Source organism: Zestomonas carbonaria, assembly GCF_904061905.1.
In the GTDB taxonomy this organism is placed as follows: Bacteria; Pseudomonadota; Gammaproteobacteria; order Pseudomonadales; family Pseudomonadaceae; genus Aquipseudomonas; species Aquipseudomonas carbonaria.
In genome coordinates this window covers 29,980-45,724 of sequence record NZ_CAJFCI010000031.1, presented here as the reverse complement: position 1 = coordinate 45,724, position 15,745 = coordinate 29,980, and the positions used below count along the sequence as shown (strand labels likewise).

Here is a 15,745-nt window from a genome sequence, read left to right as displayed (position 1 = left end):
CCTACGGACGGGCCAGTGCACCGCACAGCCCCCAGCAACACAAGGGCCCAACCCGTAGGAGCGCGCCATGCGCGCGATCCACGGGCATCGCCCGTCGCAACCCGCATCGAGCCACGCCGCCGCCGGCAGCATATCGCGGCCATGGGCCGCTCCTACGGACGGGCCAGTGCACCGCACAGCCCCCAGCAACACAAGGGCCCAACCCGTAGGAGCGCGCCATGCGCGCGATCCACGGGCATCGCCCGTCGCACCCCGCATCGAACCACGCCGCCGCCGGCAGCATATCGCGGCCATGGGCCGCTCCTACGGACGGGCCGGTGCACCGCACAGCCCCCAGCAACGCAAGGGCCCACCCCGTAGGAGCGCGCCATGCGCGCGATCCACGGGCATGGCCCGTGGCTACCCGGAACACGATCGCGCGCTCCTACGACCCAGCCCGGCAGGCACTCACGGGTTGGCCCGTCCGGCCGGCCCGCGACGCCCCGCGCCGAACCACGACACCGCCGGCAGCACGGTGACCAGCAACCCGACGAACACCAGCGCGCAGGCCAGCCAGTCCTGCGCGCCGAGGCGTTCGTCGAGCAGCAGCCAGCCGGCCAGCAGGCCGGACACCGGCACGGCCAGGGCGAACGGGGTGACCAGGCTGGCCGGGTAGCGGCGCAGCAGGAAGCTCCACAGGCCGAAGCCCACGGTGGTGGCGAGGAAGGCGATGTACAGCAGCGCGCCGACGCCGCTCCAGCTCGCCTGGGTGAGCGCCCGGCCGATCTCCTGCGGTCCTTCGAACGCCAGGGACAGGCCGAGCAGCGGCAGCGGCGGCACCAGGCTGGCCCAACTGATCAGGCGCAGCATGTCGCTGGCCCCGGAGCGCTTGGTGGCGATGTTGGCGAAGGCCCAGGCCAGGGCGGCGGCGATCACCAGCAGGAAGGCCAGCAGACTGTCGCCGAGCGGCCGTTGCAGGCCGATCAGCAGCAGGCCGAAGGATGCCAGCAGCAGCCCGGCCAGCGCCCGTGGCGTCGGCCGTTCGCCGAGGAAGGCGGCGGCGATCAGCACGGTGAAGAACACCTGGCTCTGCAACACCAGCGACGACAGCCCGGCCAGCATGCCCAGGTGCATGGCGACGAACAGCAGGCCGAACTTGACCACCCCGAGCAGCGCGCCGATCTGCACGATGCGCCACGGCGACGCCGGCAGCGGCCCGCGCAGGAACAGCAGCGGCAGCGCCGCCAGGGCGAAGCGCAGGGCGCAGAACAGCAGCGGCGGGAAGTCTTCGAGGCCGACCTTGATGACGACGAAGTTGATCCCCCAGATCAGGGTGACCAGCAGGGCAAGCAGGGCGTGGGACAAGGACATGGCGGGAGCTCCAGGCTGTCCACCGGCACGCTAGCAGGTCGCGGCGGGCCTGTAGCGATACAGCCAGCGAGCAACAGTTGCCCCGCTCGAGCGCTCACTGCATCCAGGGCGGTGGTGGCGGCTCGTCCTTCGTCGGCGCACCGTCGGCCTCGGCACGGGCCGCCTGGCGGCGCTGCTCGTCCAGGCGCGCGGCCTCGATCTCGCGGATCACCGCGTCGACGTCGGCGGTTTCCTCCGGGTCGTCGAACTTGCCGGTCAGCGCGCTGAGCGGATGCAGGCGGCCCTCCTCGTACAGCGCCCACATTTCCTTGGCGTAGCGGGTGGCTTTCAGTTCCGGCGCGAAACGGCCGAAGTAGGCGGCCATGTTGCCGACATCGCGCTCCAGCATGCTGAATGCGTGGTTGTTGCCGGCGGCGTCCACCGCCTGCGGCAGGTCGATGATCACCGGGCCGTCCGGGTCGAGCAGCACGTTGAATTCGGACAGGTCGCCATGCACCAGGCCGGCGCAGAGCATGCGCACGATCTGGCGGATCAGGAAGCCGTGGTACTCGCGCGCCTGATCCGGCTCCAGCACCACGTCGTTGAGACGCGGCGCGGCGTCGCCGTGCTCGTCGGCGATCATCTCCATCAGCAGCACGCCATCGTGGAAGTCGTAGGGCTTGGGCACCCGCACGCCGGCCGACGCCAGCCGGAACAGCGCCGCCACTTCGGCATTCTGCCAGGCGTCTTCCTGCTCCTTGCGCCCATACCTGGTGCCCTTGGCCATGGCCCGCGCCTGGCGGCTGTTGCGCACCTTGCGGCCTTCCTGGTACTCGGCGGCCTGGCGGAAGCTGCGCTTGTTGGCCTCCTTGTAGACCTTGGCGCAACGCAGCTCGTCGCCGCAGCGGACGACGTACACCGCCGCCTCCTTGCCGCTCATCAAGGGGCGCAGGACCTCGTCGACCAGGCCGTCTTCAATCAGTGGTTCTATGCGTTTTGGCGGCTTCATCGGAGCTATCGCGGGCCTCGTCTGCCTCGGGTGGATGGCGCGTTATACGGCACTGGCCGGACGACGCACAGTGGTAATCGTCGAACAATCCGCATAGCGCTCAGTTCGACAGGTGCTGGCGCAGCGCCTCGATGGCGTAGCGCACCTTGGCCGGCTGCGCATCGCGGCGCGGGGTGACCAGGTAGATGCCGAACGGTGGTGGCCGCCAGTCCGGCAGCACCGCCAGCAGGCGGCCGCTGGCCAGCTCCTCGCGGATTTCCCGCTCCGGCTGCAACGACACGCCCATCCCGGCCAGGGTGAACTGGCGCACCGAGAGGATGTTGTTGCAGCTCACGCGGGTTTCCAGGCGCAGCTTTTCCACCGCGCCATCCGGCCCGCTGAGGACCAGCGAAACGGGCGCCACGTCATTGTGCAAGGCCAGCCAGTCCAGGCCGAGCAACTGCGACGGCGTGTGGATCGGCCCCTTGCGCGCCAGGTAGGCCGGCGCGGCGCACAGCACCTGGCGCGCATCGCCGATGTGCCGGGCCACCAGGCTGGAGTCGTCGAGCTTGCCGACGCGGATGGCCAGGTCGATGCGCTGCTCGACCAGGTCGATCTGCTCGTCATGGAAGAACAGGGTCAGCCGCAACCCGCTGTGCGCTTGCAGCAGCGGCGCCAGGGCATCGCTGAGCGGCCGCCCGGCGAAGCCCACCGGCGCGGCGATGCGCAACTCGCCGACCGGCGCGTCGCGCAGTTCGGCCAGGCGCTGCTCGGCCTCGCGGGCCAGCTCCAGCACCTGGGCGCAACTGCGGTAGAAGGTGGTGCCGGCCTCGGTCAGGGTCAGCTTGCGGGTGGTGCGGTGCAGCAGGCTGACCTGGGTGCTTTCCTCCAGCTTGCGGATCTGCTGGCTGACCGCCGAGGCGGTCATGCCGAGCACTTCGGCGGCGGCCACCATCGAACCGCGCTCGACCACGGTGGCGAACACCGCCATGCGTTTCAACTGCTCCATTATTAAGCCCTGCTTAACTGTCAAAGCAGTTCTAGCCTATTTTTCCGGCCTTTACCTCTCTGTGATCATGGATGCCATTCCAGCCACCCCGAGGAACACATCATGAAAATCGCCCTGATCGGCGCCACCGGCTTCGTCGGTAGCGCGGTGTTGCAGGAAGCCTTGCAGCGCGGCCACGAAGTCACCGCCATCGTCCGCCACCCGGAGAAGCTGCCGCAGCACGAAAACCTCGTGCCGCTGGCCGCCAGCGCCTACCAGGCCCACGAGATCGCCAGCGCCGTCGCCGGCCACGACGCGGTGGTCCACGCCTTCAATCCCGGCTGGGACGACCCGGAGATTCGCCAGCACTTCATCGACGGCAGCCGCAGCATCCTCACCGCCGCCAAGACCTCCGGCGTGCGCCGCCTGCTCGCGGTCGGCGGCGCCGGCAGCCTGTACGTCGCCCCCGGCCTGCAACTGATCGACACCCCGGACTTCCCCGCCGCCTACAAGGAAGGGGCAGAAGGCGCCCGGCAACTGCTCAACCTGCTGCGCGGGGAAAACGAACTGGACTGGACCTTCATCTCGCCGCCAGCGCTGCTGCAACCGGGCGAACGCACCGGCAAGTTCCGCATCGGCGGCGACCAGTTGCTGATGAACGGCGACGCGCCGGCGAACATCTCGGTGGCCGACCTGGCGGTGGCCATCGTCGACGAACTGGAAAACCCGCAGCACCTGCGCCGCCGCTTCACCGTCGGCTACTGAAAGGAGACCTCATGACCCTGACCGCATCCACCCACGTCGCCACCGCCACGCCGGGGCGCTACATCGGCCGGCTGTGCAAGCACTTCGCCCACAAGATTCCTGTGCAGTACGACGAAACCAGCGGGCGCATCGAGTTCGAGATCGGCCTGTGCCTGCTGGCCGCCGAGAACGACGGCCTGACCCTGCGCGTGGAAAGCGCCGACGACGCGAACCTGGAGAAGCTCAAGCACGTGGTCGCCAGCCATTTCGAGCGTTTCGCCTGGCAGGAGGCGCTGACGCTGGAGTGGCGTTGACAGCGATCGCGGCCATGGGCCGCTCCTACGTGGTTCATTGGATTATTCGCTCCACTCGCCCTTCGGGCCGCCCTGAAGGGCGTTCGGTGCAGGCACCGTCCCTCACCCTAGCCCTCTCCCGAAGGGAGAGGGGACTGGTCGGAGTTGCCGGTTCGCCCGTAGGAGCGGGCCATGCCCGCGATGCTTTTGCCTTTGTTTATTGGATTACTCGCTCCACTCGCCCCTCGGGCCGCCCTGAAGTGTAGCGCCGCGCGAAAAACTGGAGCCGACCGCGCGATAAATCGACAGCATTCCGAATTTCCGTATCGGCAAAGGAATTACCAAGTCACGCACTACCGATTACCAAGCTGATGCTCGTGACACTATCGTTGGCCAACGCGGCGCTGCGAACGAAGTTGCCAGAGGCCGTGAAGCCAGCCTCTAAGAACGACCGGTACCCAACGGCAAGTCTCCGGCTAGGTGCACCGGCAGTTCCAGTCGTAGTGATGTAGCCGGTGGGTGCCACAAGAGTTTGGTCGGTCGCGGTGCCTAGCAAATGCTTCTGAGCAACGATGATCGCCTGGTTGGCTGCCGTGGTTGTAACGGGGGCACATGGCCACGCACTGACTGCCCCAGTGGTATATGGGATCTCGGTCTTACCAAGTGCCTTGACCTCCAGTGTGTCTCCCTGACCATGGAAGAATGCCATGACGTGGCCATAAGTGGCTCCGTTCACTGGATTGCTCACCAGCGCCCATGTGACGGTAGAGCCAGCATCACCGGGTTCGGCGATGCGGGTATAAACGTCCATGGAGTCCGTATAACCCTGCGCTGCCGACCATGTGCCGCCGCTACCTGCTAGTGTCCAGCCCGCCGGAACCGATTCCCAAGCATCTCGACGGCACACGAATGCAACAAGCAGGTCGCCGGGCTGAACCCCGACAGGGATAGTGAGCGTCAGGCTCAAAGTGTTGGAGACTTCGTCACCTGCCGCTCTAAACATCGCGTAATCCAACCCACGCCCGACACTAATATCGTGCGCCTGCAGGCTAAACACGTCACTACGAACAGCATCAACAACAACCCGTAGCGGCACAAATGGGCCGCCGTCGGACAACTCCAACGCAAATGGATAGGTGTAGCTGTTACCGGCTTGCATGATTGTGCGCTTGAGGTCATTACCGCTGTAGAACCGGAAGCGATACTGAACACCTGCTTCGGGTCCAATGTTACCTATGGTTGTGTCAATCAGTTGGTCAGCCTGCTGCAGGCGGTCTCGATGCGCGCAACTGACAGTTACCTCTCCCGCCACCTCGGCGGGATAGCTTGCGCCGTTCACAAGGAGTCGCCCTGGCGGATACGGCCGCCCCTGGCGACCGACCAACGCTAGGGTGTCGGTCCCGGCCAGGTTGGGGTTGAGCTGCCCCATGCTGGTGTTGGTCAGCAGCCGAGCCTGGACGCTCAGACCGGAGGAGTACTCGGTATCGTCGACTCCCTCGAACCCATCGTAGAACCACACCCGCGCCCCAGCTGCATGCGCCACAGGCACGGTGTCGGCACAGCCCCGGCCCAGGGTGATCGCGCCAGTCACCAGATCGATGGCATCCACCCGCACGATCTCGTCATCGAGCAGCGCCGCCTGGCCGAGGGTGACGCGATCCAGGTCGATGCCGCCGGTCAGGGTCGCCGAGGTGGCCGAAATGCTGAGCGCGCCTACCAGTTGCGCGGTGGGGCACCAGTCACCAGCGCCACGCTCGATGAAGTCACCGCTGCCACCCAGACGGGTCGCGAGGTTGTAACTGAACGACAGCGACGTCGGCCAGACCGCCACCGCTGCCATCCATGCGCTGCTCGCTGGAACCAGGGCCAGGTTAGCGGGATCGATCCGTCCAGCCAACTCGCGATACGGCACCTCAATCAAACGCCGCATGAGAATCGGCTGCGGGGTGCGATCGGGCGGCACGTAACCATTGGGCGGCACCGGGATGAAGCTGCTCGCCGGCAGTCCGAAGACATCCTGCAGCGCGGTGATTGTGATCGAGCCATTAGAGAGCGTGCCGTCCTCGATCCGCCCCGCCCTCAGCACGATGGTCTCGATACCGCGCTTGAGTGAGCGAACACGGAACGCCTTCGCGGGGCCGATCGACCACCCTCGGCGATCCAGGCGCACCTTGAACTTGCGCAGGTTGCTGCCCTTGACGCGCATGTCCCTCGCCACGACCCGACCGGCCAGTTCGGCTGTAGGGAGACCGGGATAACTCACAACCTCGACGGCTTGCCCGCGCTGGGCCTGGGCAATCGCCATGTTCACCGCACGAGCGCGCCGAGTCTGACCATCGATCGCATCGTCATACTCGACGTAGAGCTGGCTCGGAGCGATCAATGCGCTGCTCGACTCGTCTTCCTCAATGCTGAGCAATCCGCTGTCTTCGTCGAACAGCGGCAAGTCGTCAGGGTTGTAATCGTCCCGGATCAATTCGAGAGTGATCAGGCCGGTGCGGCGATCGGGACCCACGTGGGCACCGATGTGATTGCATACCAGGTCACGGAACTCGGCCAGGGAGGCGCTGCGCTTGTACTCCAGGCAGAGCCCGAATCCCTCGTTGTACAGCTTGAGGGCCGCAGCTCGAAATGCAGTGTCATCCATCATCCCCCGATCCAGGCCGCGTCCCCACTCACGGTTTGTGTAGGTCTCATAGATGATATGCGCCGGGTTCATCGCGCGGATCTGCCCGCCGGCCAGACTGATCAGGCAGGTTTCCGGGTACCAGGGGGCACCATCCCAGCCTTTGAGAGCTCGCCAACGGAGGAGCTCCCAAGGCTTGGGGTAAGGGTTCATTGCCGAAACCATGCCGCTGAAGAAGCCCCCAGCAAATCCACGAAACGCCGGTACAAGACCACCCAGGGCCGCCGCAAGACGGCTGTTCACCGGCTGGTCTTCCTCACCAAACATCACGTCGAGCGTGCCCTGGATACCACCTTCGCCTTTATCGCCGCCGAACAGATCCGGGGCGTTGATTGTGATGGTCTGGTTGCTGGTGACATTGCCTTGCCACGCCGTCTTGCCACTTGCACGAATGGCCAGCAGCCCGTCCATCGCCTTGCCGATGCCGAACTGGATGTCCATGTAGTAACGGAATCCAATCGTCTGTGGCTTACTGCCCGCGCCCACGTTCTGCCTCCACTTGTTGTGCATGCTCGACGACATGCAGTGCAAGCGCATCGCCGGTATCGATCAGACGCTGCGCTGGAACACCGTTGCGAACGAAATCCAGCCAGTCGATGCCATGCGTTTCGCAAAAGGCTTGCGACGCCGGGCGGCAAAAGCCGAAGCGCCCGGTCCAGGTCGGTACGGTGTACAGGTGCTCGATGGTCACGATCAGATCGACGTTCACTTCTTCGAGCCCTTTGTCCTGATCTTCCTGGTGCGCAAGTTGCGCACAGAGAGCACCTGCCAGTCCTTCGTCCAGCGCTGGCCGAACAGCACCGACTTCTCCGCCCCCTCGTCTGCACGTGGCAGGTCGACATCCTGCAGGCTGGCTGGCTTCGGACCCTTGGCTTTTGGCCCTGCCGTGCTGGCCATGATGAAGGCCGCAACGATGATGATTACTAGTGGCCACATGTCAGTACACCTGGTCGCCGTCAAATGGGCTCTTGCCATCCATGTGTGGCTGGCCTCGGAAATTTAGAAGGTTTTCGAACTTGTCGTGGCAGGTTGAAACCAAGTAGTCGCAGCCCGGATACACCCGCAGGGACATTCCGAGCGCGAGGCCAGCGGTACCGCCGAGAAGCTGCAGGTTTGAGCCGGCATGTACATCAATGTGGCGCTGCTCATACTCCCCGCCGCCGATCGCCCACTCGATATAGCCACCGCTAAACCAGCCAGCCGGATAGCCTGCAAAAGTGCCGCTGCTGATCGAAAGCTCTGCAATACCCTGGATGTCGGCAAGCACCCGGTGCAGGTCACGGTTGACCTTGCACCGCGTCGAGTAGAGATACGTCGTGCAACTGCGGCTAAAGGTGTCGACCAGGCCAGGTCGATCCATGCCGGCATCGATATCCGTGCAGGTGATCGTGCAGGTGTCCAGTCTCGGCCAGCGGACATTGGCGATGGTGCCAACGTAGCGGCATACGGACTCACCATCGCCGTAGTGCATGTCGAACACCCGGACGCCGATCTCGGCACTGGGGCGTACATTTCGGAACGGTTGGGCGACCTCGATGTCGGCCGGCGCAGTAATGGTGAAATCGTCTTGCTTGGTCTGCCCGCTTTGACGAAGACCACCATCGCTGATACCGCCACGTAGCGCTCGAAATACCTGGGTTCCCAGCGTGATGTCCCGGTCGCCCGAGGCGTATAGCCAGCGCAGTACTCCTCGACTGAACTCATAGAGTCGAATCGGCTTGCCGCTAGACAGCGATCGCTCGCGATCGTTAAAGCTCATCGTCTCGCTCCTCTCGGAAAACGGTTGCCCACGACGCCACCCCCTCGCTGTCGGTGATGTGCTCGACCTCCTGGGTGTCGGAGTTGAACCGGCACAGGACCATCCAACTGATACGCGCCACCTGGTGCGGCTCGACCTGCACGCCCAGGGCGCTGTCCAGGCCGAGACGCTCGACATGGCCGGACAGCTCGGCGGCGCCGATGATCCGGCGCATGAACACCTGGCCGCCGTACAGCTCGATGCGGATGTCGCGGCGGCCGGGCTTGCCGTTGCTGAATCGGGTGTAGCCGATGTTCTCGACGTCCAGGGTCGTGGCCACGCTGGTGACGGTGGCCAGCAACGTCAGGTCGTCCATGTGGGTCGGCACCCATACGACCTGTTGGCGGCCGCACATCGCATAGATGAACGAGCGCAGCGCGGCCCGCTGGGCACGGCCCTGATCGATCCAGCGCTGCCCGAGTCGGGTCAAGGCTCGGTTGGCGGTGTCGGTGAACAGCGGGATGGCCATGCCGCTGTCCAGCATCGCGGTCGAGCGATCGAAACCGTGGGTCAGATCCTCGCTCTCGTCCGGGCGGCTGGCCCAAACTGGCCGGCCCCGATACAGCGTCGCTGGCATCACCGCCGGCCAGTCGCATGGCTCGACCACCAGGAACCTAACGTCGGCGCTGTAGAGGCGGTCGGTCATCTTGGTCAAATTCGGTTGCTCGAGGAGCTGGGCGGACCGCACTGGGTACAAACGGGTGCCGGCCGGCCAGCTTTGCTGAGTGGCGCGCCTGAGCTGCAGGCCGAGCGAAGTCACATCCTCGATCTCCACCGCCTCATACTCGAATGCCGACTCGCCGCGCAGCAACGCCAGCCGACCCGCACGGAAGTCCAGGTGCTGTGTGTCGCACGGGATAAAGTCTGCCTCGGCCGGCACGCCGGCGGTGAGCAGTTGGATATCAGGCCAGATCGGCAGGGCCCACACTCGCGCGCCCCAGCCAAACAGCGCGAGGTCAAACATTTGCCGCTCGCGACCCTCTACGTACATCGACGCTTCGAACTCGCGACGAGGCGCGATGCGCAAGGCGCGGCGCTGGCTGGCCAGGGATTCGCTTTGCAGGATGTCTGTCGCGGCGATCAGCCGCTCAAGCACGCCATCGCCCCAGTCGGGTACGAACGACCACGGGATGATGCGGTTGGCGGTGATATGCAACCCGGCAACGAAGCTGCCGTTGAACACCCACTCCAGAATCGTGTCGAGCACCGGCTGGCCATTAGGCGTTACCGAAACCTGCCAGGTCCGCTCCTGCAGCGCAGCGAACAGTAATGGCGGCGACGGCTGCCCCGACACTTCGATGCCCTCGTCCATGCCCTGGATTGACTGCAGGGTCTGCGGCTCGAGGAACGCGTTCCAGAGGCTGACCGGGCTCGTCTGCGTCGATACGACATTGCCGAGGTCCAGCCGCCGGGGGGCGATATGGATGCGGTGATAGTAATCGTCAACGTATGCACCGAGTCGCTGGCCAACAATCTCCCGGCCATTGGCCTCGATAGGCCAGTGCGTGGTGAGCGCCTGCCCACCGGTCCAGCGCTGTGCCTCCGAGGTGAACGGGATAGACACCCAGGCGAACCGGTCCAGCTCGACGGTGAGGTGAGGATTGTCGATGTCGCTGAGCGTCGACGTCGGCATCTGGACAGACAGCGTCGCCACGTCAGGGGCCCTCGTACCGAATCGCCCAACCGAACGTCCCGGTGTGATTGATACGGTGGCCACCTTGCCGTCCCGAGGGGTTTTTCAGGTACCAGGGGAAGACCTTCCAGCGATCAGCGCCCAGCTCAATCACCTCACCAGGCTCGTAGTAGTCGACACGACAATAACGTGCGTTCTCGACGTCGACCGTCAGGCTAACTTTGCTGGAGGGGCGGATCTTGTAACCACGAATCGGCAACAGCACCGACTCGCTGTTCCAGTTGTTCGGCAGCAGCCCAATCAGAGGGCCCGCCGCCCGGATGCCGATCAGGACCCCGCCTTGTGTTTGACCAGGCCACCAGCCCTGCGCGTCAAGGTCAGAATGAATCCAGTAGTTGCGATTGCGGGCGGCATCCGACATGGAGGCCCAGAAAAGACCAGGTGACACACAGTTGTCGGTGCTGTTCCCGTAGTCCGGGCCCATGCTGATGCCTGCGGGCGTAACCGGGGTGGTTTGCTCCAGCGTTGCTGCTACCCACATTCCGGTGCCAGGAAGGCCGTCGACTCGCGACAGGCCGAAGGCGGCGAACTGGTGGTAGCTCACCGAGTAGTTGATCACCAGGAACACTTCATTGGCGAAGACAAATACGTTGTAGACCACCGGCCAGGTCAGCGGAGTGTCCGGGAAGTTGCCAACGCGCACGACACTCGGTGCGCTACCGGAAGTTGCCCCAGTCCTGCCCAGCAGCGTCAGAAAGCCGCTGACCACCTGCAGGCGAACGAAGAGCGTGCCCTTGCTGAGCACCTCATTGCCGCCGTCCCAGCTCCACCCCTCGGTGGTGCATGCATCGATCAGGGCCTGGCGCACCGCGGCCATGTCGACAGCCGAACCTGTGTAGTACGCCATCAGTTGTCGAGCCTCAGTGCGAAGTAGTCCTGGAAGGAAGTCCGGCCGACGTCCTGGATGATCACGTGCTCGAAGCCGTCCAGGCTGAAGGTGTTCTCGACTGCATTGTTGAAGCCGCTGATATAAACGATTCCATCCAGAGCGCCCCAGAGGTTGCCCGAGTTGTCGTTCAACTCGACCGGCAACGGGTGGTAGATACCGCCCGTGTCTCGCAGTTGGCTTGTGCCGGCCAGCACATCGTTATTCCAGGGGTAGCAGTACGGATTGACCCAGGCGGCGTTAGTACGCAGCGCCATGTTTGTCCGATTGCCCTTCCAGGGCATCGAATGGCTGGTGTCGGAGAACCTGGTCGCGGCGGCGCCTGCAAGCATGCCAGCGCATACGATCGGATACGGGAACTGGCTCGGACGGCCGTAGGGCAGGCATTTGCCGACGTAGGCTGACTCGTAGACGGGCGTACCCACTTTCATGGCCAGCGCGATGCGCTGCGGGTTGAGCGTCAGCCAGTAGTCGATACGGTTGTTGTGTGCGGGGATGCCGCTCAGCCGGACGCCCGGCTGGGTGTCGAACGTATTGCCCGGCACGTAGCCGGTAAATGCTGCAGCCAGCAGGTTGTAGTAGTCGGCGCCCTCGTTCTGGTACGTCCTGAAACCGACGAAAATCTCTTCTTCCTCCGTATAGCCCGCCCCCTTGAGGATCAACTCGCGGTTGGCCGGCGCTGTTTCATAGCGCAGCACCGACCAGCCGTTATCCGCCGCGAAGTCGCGGATGGTGGCGAGCATCTTGTAGTGGGCAAGCGTGCCGTCGTTCTCGACGTAGCCGATGTCATGAGGCATCAGGTCAAACTCCCAGTATTTGCCGCACGGTGGCGGCGTTCTGTTCAAGTTCGGCGTAGAAGCGATCGCGCCCGGGCTTGTTCCATGTGCGCTCGGCGATGAAGTCATCGCTCATACCCAGGAACACATCCACGCCGTTGTGAATCGTTGTGTCACCGCCCGCAGCAGGCTCGGCCAGCCGCCCGCCGGGAATGCTCGCCGGCGCCGGCAGCGCCGGGGCGGGCACGCCGGCCAGGCCGCCGGTGGCGTGGCGCACGCGGGTTGACCAGTCGTCCAGGGCGACCATGCCGCGAGCGTTGAAGTCCTCAAGAAACCCGAGCGCCCCGGGCTGCTGGACCACGGCCGCGCGGGTGACGAACTCCTGGTCTGAGAGCAGCGCGGGGATGCTGTCGCTTGTCGTGGTGCCGGGGCCGCGCACGTGGCCCCCACCGGAAAATGCCTTGAAGGCCAGGGCAGCAACCACAGCAGCCAGGCCGATCGCTGCCGCTGCACCGAACGAGCCGATCGACGCTGCGATCGCCGCTGGCGTCCATGCGCTAGCTGTTTGCGCCGCAGCGGCTGTCTGGGCTGTTGCAGCCGTACTCGCAGCGGTCGTGGCCGAGGTGGCCATCGCTGTGTCGGCCGCCACCTGTGTGGCTTGTACGGTAGTGATCGCTGCCTGCTGGGCGGCGGCGGTCTGCTGTACTGCGCTGATCGCCTGGGGGGCGCTCTTGATCAGTCCGTCGAACATGCCCCCGAGCCCGTCAGTCGCCTGCTGGGCGATCTGCTTGGCAGCCAGGTCCGCCATTGCGCCGGCGATCGACTGCAGGAATGAAGTTGCGGCCTCCTGAAGATCCATGGTGCCCATTGCCAGGCCGCGCAGGGCGTTCTGGATGCCGGTCTCGAAACCAGACTTAAGCGCGTTGGTGAACTCGTCGGCAACAACGCGCAGGCCACGCAGTTGAGCCTCCAGATCCCTCAACCGCTCAAGCGCCTGCGGGTCGCCGGTCACTGCCGCCAGTTCGCGCATCTTCGGCAGCAACTGCTCGACCTGGTCGGCAGTGGACCGGTTCATGTCGAGGATCTGTTGGCGGGCGCCCAGCTCGCTGATCAACCCAGCCTGCTGCTGGGTACTGATCTCATCGTTGCGCCGGGACTGCTCGGCGAAAATGCGATCGAGCTGCTGCTCCAGGTCTTCCAGCTCGGCCTTGGCCTTCTCGACGTTCATCAGCTTGCTGACCAGGTCGGCGCCTTCGGCATTGCCGACCGCCTGCAGGCGCTGCTGCAGGGCGCCGTACTTCTTCTCGATCTCGGCGCCGGCGGCCTCGACGTTCTGGCCGGTGGCGCGCAGGTAGTCCAGGTTCAGTTGGGCGAGCAGCTTGGCGTCCTTCGCCGCCTGGGAGTCGGCCTTCTTCTGTTTCTCGGCGGCGTCCAGGGTGGCCCAGGCAGCCCGCGCGCGGGCTTCGAGGGCGCCGGTCAGGTTGCGCTGCCCCAGCTCGTACTCGCGCAGGGCGGCTTTTCCCTTGCCATAGGTGGCCGCCTCTTTCTCAAGTTGGGCGACCCAGTCCGAGTTCTGTTTGGCCAAGCGCGCGGCGGCCTTGTCCTCGCCGCCGCTGGGGGTGAAGGCCGGGCGATTCGCAGCCGGTGCCGTGACAGGAGTGGCCGGCAGTTGGATAGCCCCCTTGCCGTTGTAAATGGCATCGAGCTGCTCGCGCCAGCGCTGGAGGTTGGCCTGAGTCTCTGACATCGAGGCCTCGATGCGAGCAGCCGCGGCCTGGTCGTTGCGCTCGTAGGCATCGAACAGGCGCTGCTGCGCCTTCTCCATCCACTTGGTTTCGCGCTCGATCGCTTCATCCAGGCGCACGGCATCGTCGCCGGCCGGGCCGCTGATTCTGGCTGCGACCTCCTCAGAGACGAACTTGACGACGCTGACCGCGCCACCCAGCCCCTTGGCGGCGAACTCGATCAACTTGCCCAGCGCGGTGATCAGCGTATTCAGGCCGTCGATCACTGCCGGGTCCTTCATCACGTCGCGCAGGTCGCGGATCGCGTTCGTATATGTGTCGATGAACCCCGACTCGCCGGCCTGGATCTTCAGGTCGGTGAAGGCGTTGGTCAGGCGGTTCAATTCGCCCTGCAGGCCGTTGGCCGCCTTCTGCGCCTGGTCGCCGTAGGCCTCGCGCAGCGCATCGCCGAAGCGAGGCAGGAACTCGGTGGCCGGGATCATGCCCTTCTCCAGCCACTGGCTGAGCTGGGCGGTATTGGTGTCCAGGGCCTTGGCGGCCAGGGCGAACGCACCCGGCACGCGCTGGCCGAGCTGGAGCACCAGCTCCTGGGTTTGCACCTTGCCCTTGCTGACCATCTGCTCCAGGGCGAGCAGCAGGCCATTCACCTGGTCCGGTGCCAGGTGCAGGGTGGTGGCTGCCGCCGACACGCCCTCGAACACGCCCTGGATCTGCCGGCCGAGCTCAGGCGACTCCTTCGCAGCGGCCACCAGGCGAGCGTAGCTTTGCGAGGTGCTGAGCAGTTCCAGGCCGAGCCGCTCGCTCACGTCGCGGACAAACTCCAGCTCCTGGCGAGCAGCGGCGGCCGAGCCAGTGGCCGCTTCCATGGTGTGGATGGCCTGCTGCCACTGGATGTTGGTATTGACGATCGCCCGGCTGGCCGAGGTGAGGCCGTAGCCGGCGATGCCGGTCATCAGCAGTCCCTGCACACGACGGATCGACGCCGCCAGGCCGGTCATCGCGACGTTCGAGGCCTTCGCATCGGTGCTGATGCCCTTCAGGGCGTCTCGGCGGGAGCGGATCTTCTCCAGGCTGGAGGCATAGGCCTCGGCATCCAGGCGACCGGCCTTGAAGTGCGCGGCCAGCTCGCGCTCCTGCTGGTCGAGCTGGGCCAGTTCCTTTTCCGTCCGGTCGATGGTGCCGAGCAGTTTGCGCAGCGAGGCGTCCTGCTTCCCTGCCTCGGCGGTGGTCCTGGCCGCATCCTCGGCGGCCTTCTGCTCGGCCGCCGCCTTCTCGCGCAGCGCTCGCTCGGCGTTGTGATAGCCGTTCATCGCCTCGGACTGGGCGGCGGCAGTGTCACGCCAGGCGGTGTTGGCCTGGACGGTGGTGGCGGCGGCTCGGGCCGTGGCCGCGGCGGCGGCATCGATCGCCGACTGCTGCTGCAGGCTGGCGGTGACCATGGCCTTGATGCGCGCCGTCTGCTGATCCGCCGATTCACCGACCTGGCCGAGCTGCTTGCTCGCCGCCGCGGAGGACTCGCCAACGGCCTCGATGTCTCCAGAAAGGCCCTGCAGCTCGCGACGGCCCTCTTCCAGGTCGGCGCGGATACGAAGGGCGAGCTCGAGGGACTTGTCCATGCGGGCGGGGTCACGGCAGTGGGTTCGCTGCAATCCTCGCGCGTGCGCGTGGCCGAGTAATTTTGACGCGGCAAAAACAACAAAGCCGCCCGTAGGCGGCTCTGTTTCCACATCTGAAACGCTATTTCCCTGCGTCGATGAACGGCACCGCCCCGGTCAGGTAAATGAGAGTGCTCATAGGGTTTCCTTCAACAATTGCTTGA

13 protein-coding genes are annotated in these 15,745 nt (G+C 65.3%); 2 read left to right on the top strand and 11 right to left on the bottom strand.

The features are described 5' to 3' along the window. Window positions 1-447: 447 nt before the first annotated feature. From PSEWESI4_RS07660 to PSEWESI4_RS07650, 3 genes are all read right to left on the bottom strand, one after another. Window positions 448-1,350, bottom strand: coding sequence for an EamA family transporter (locus tag PSEWESI4_RS07660; RefSeq protein ID WP_187670597.1), 903 nt, complete (start codon window positions 1,348-1,350; stop codon window positions 448-450). A 94-nt stretch (window positions 1,351-1,444) separates the two neighbouring features. After that, window positions 1,445-2,338, bottom strand: coding sequence for a PA4780 family RIO1-like protein kinase (locus PSEWESI4_RS07655; protein WP_187670596.1), 894 nt, complete (start codon window positions 2,336-2,338; stop codon window positions 1,445-1,447). A 100-nt stretch (window positions 2,339-2,438) separates the two neighbouring features. After that, on the bottom strand, window positions 2,439-3,326 hold the full coding sequence (locus PSEWESI4_RS07650) for a LysR family transcriptional regulator (protein WP_187670595.1): 888 nt from the start codon (window positions 3,324-3,326) through the stop codon (window positions 2,439-2,441). Window positions 3,327-3,428: 102 nt separating this feature from the next. On the opposite strand from PSEWESI4_RS07650, the gene PSEWESI4_RS07645 reads away from it, so the two are divergent. Together PSEWESI4_RS07645 and PSEWESI4_RS07640 are read left to right on the top strand one after the other, a co-directional pair. Next, complete coding sequence (locus PSEWESI4_RS07645; RefSeq protein WP_187670594.1) at window positions 3,429-4,070, top strand: NAD(P)-dependent oxidoreductase; 642 nt, start codon at window positions 3,429-3,431, stop codon at window positions 4,068-4,070. An 11-nt stretch (window positions 4,071-4,081) separates the two neighbouring features. Continuing rightward, on the top strand, window positions 4,082-4,363 hold the full coding sequence (locus PSEWESI4_RS07640; protein WP_187670593.1) for a DUF2218 domain-containing protein: 282 nt from the start codon (window positions 4,082-4,084) through the stop codon (window positions 4,361-4,363). Between the two features lie 325 nt (window positions 4,364-4,688). On the opposite strand, the gene PSEWESI4_RS07635 is transcribed toward PSEWESI4_RS07640, so the two are convergent. Genes PSEWESI4_RS07635 through PSEWESI4_RS07600 form a run of 8 tightly spaced genes read right to left on the bottom strand, consistent with a single transcriptional unit; the run spans window position 4,689 to window position 15,542 of the window. Further along, window positions 4,689-7,514 (bottom strand): hypothetical protein, encoded by a 2,826-nt coding sequence (locus PSEWESI4_RS07635; protein ID WP_408004285.1) that lies wholly within the window; start codon window positions 7,512-7,514, stop codon window positions 4,689-4,691. Further along, a complete protein-coding gene (locus PSEWESI4_RS07630) occupies window positions 7,498-7,737 on the bottom strand; it encodes a hypothetical protein (protein WP_328821806.1) in 240 nt (79 codons plus the stop codon). The genes PSEWESI4_RS07635 and PSEWESI4_RS07630 overlap by 17 nt, the downstream gene beginning before the upstream one ends. Continuing rightward, window positions 7,734-7,964 (bottom strand): hypothetical protein, encoded by a 231-nt coding sequence (locus PSEWESI4_RS07625; RefSeq protein WP_187670592.1) that lies wholly within the window; start codon window positions 7,962-7,964, stop codon window positions 7,734-7,736. The genes PSEWESI4_RS07630 and PSEWESI4_RS07625 overlap by 4 nt, the downstream gene beginning before the upstream one ends. A gap of 1 nt (window position 7,965) precedes the next feature. Then, entirely contained in the window at window positions 7,966-8,787 is an 822-nt protein-coding gene (locus PSEWESI4_RS07620) for a phage BR0599 family protein (RefSeq protein WP_187670591.1), read from the bottom strand. Beyond that, window positions 8,777-10,480 (bottom strand): hypothetical protein, encoded by a 1,704-nt coding sequence (locus PSEWESI4_RS07615; protein WP_235978895.1) that lies wholly within the window; start codon window positions 10,478-10,480, stop codon window positions 8,777-8,779. Before PSEWESI4_RS07615 ends, PSEWESI4_RS07620 begins: the two co-directional genes overlap by 11 nt. A 1-nt stretch (window position 10,481) precedes the next feature. Further along, on the bottom strand, window positions 10,482-11,366 hold the full coding sequence (locus PSEWESI4_RS07610; protein WP_187670590.1) for a hypothetical protein: 885 nt from the start codon (window positions 11,364-11,366) through the stop codon (window positions 10,482-10,484). Continuing rightward, the gene (locus PSEWESI4_RS07605; protein WP_187670589.1) at window positions 11,366-12,202 is read right to left on the bottom strand and encodes a hypothetical protein; all 837 of its coding nucleotides are present in this window, start codon (window positions 12,200-12,202) and stop codon (window positions 11,366-11,368) included. The genes PSEWESI4_RS07610 and PSEWESI4_RS07605 overlap by 1 nt, the downstream gene beginning before the upstream one ends. Before the next feature lie 4 nt (window positions 12,203-12,206). Next, window positions 12,207-15,542, bottom strand: a complete 3,336-nt coding sequence (locus PSEWESI4_RS07600) for a tape measure protein (RefSeq protein ID WP_187670588.1) — start codon at window positions 15,540-15,542, stop codon at window positions 12,207-12,209. Window positions 15,543-15,745: the final 203 nt, after the last annotated feature.

What these genes read in the sequence shown, in the direction of transcription:
- PSEWESI4_RS07660 (WP_187670597.1), bottom strand. Translation starts at nt 1,350, where the DNA reads ATGTCCTTGTCCCACGCCCTGCTTGCCCTGCTGGTCACCCTGATCTGG.
- PSEWESI4_RS07655 (WP_187670596.1), bottom strand. Translation starts at nt 2,338, where the DNA reads ATGAAGCCGCCAAAACGCATAGAACCACTGATTGAAGACGGCCTGGTC.
- PSEWESI4_RS07650 (WP_187670595.1), bottom strand. Translation starts at nt 3,326, where the DNA reads ATGGAGCAGTTGAAACGCATGGCGGTGTTCGCCACCGTGGTCGAGCGC.
- PSEWESI4_RS07645 (WP_187670594.1), top strand. Translation starts at nt 3,429, where the DNA reads ATGAAAATCGCCCTGATCGGCGCCACCGGCTTCGTCGGTAGCGCGGTG.
- PSEWESI4_RS07640 (WP_187670593.1), top strand. Translation starts at nt 4,082, where the DNA reads ATGACCCTGACCGCATCCACCCACGTCGCCACCGCCACGCCGGGGCGC.
- PSEWESI4_RS07625 (WP_187670592.1), bottom strand. Translation starts at nt 7,964, where the DNA reads ATGTGGCCACTAGTAATCATCATCGTTGCGGCCTTCATCATGGCCAGC.
- PSEWESI4_RS07620 (WP_187670591.1), bottom strand. Translation starts at nt 8,787, where the DNA reads ATGAGCTTTAACGATCGCGAGCGATCGCTGTCTAGCGGCAAGCCGATT.
- PSEWESI4_RS07610 (WP_187670590.1), bottom strand. Translation starts at nt 11,366, where the DNA reads ATGGCGTACTACACAGGTTCGGCTGTCGACATGGCCGCGGTGCGCCAG.
- PSEWESI4_RS07605 (WP_187670589.1), bottom strand. Translation starts at nt 12,202, where the DNA reads ATGCCTCATGACATCGGCTACGTCGAGAACGACGGCACGCTTGCCCAC.
- PSEWESI4_RS07600 (WP_187670588.1), bottom strand. Translation starts at nt 15,542, where the DNA reads ATGGACAAGTCCCTCGAGCTCGCCCTTCGTATCCGCGCCGACCTGGAA.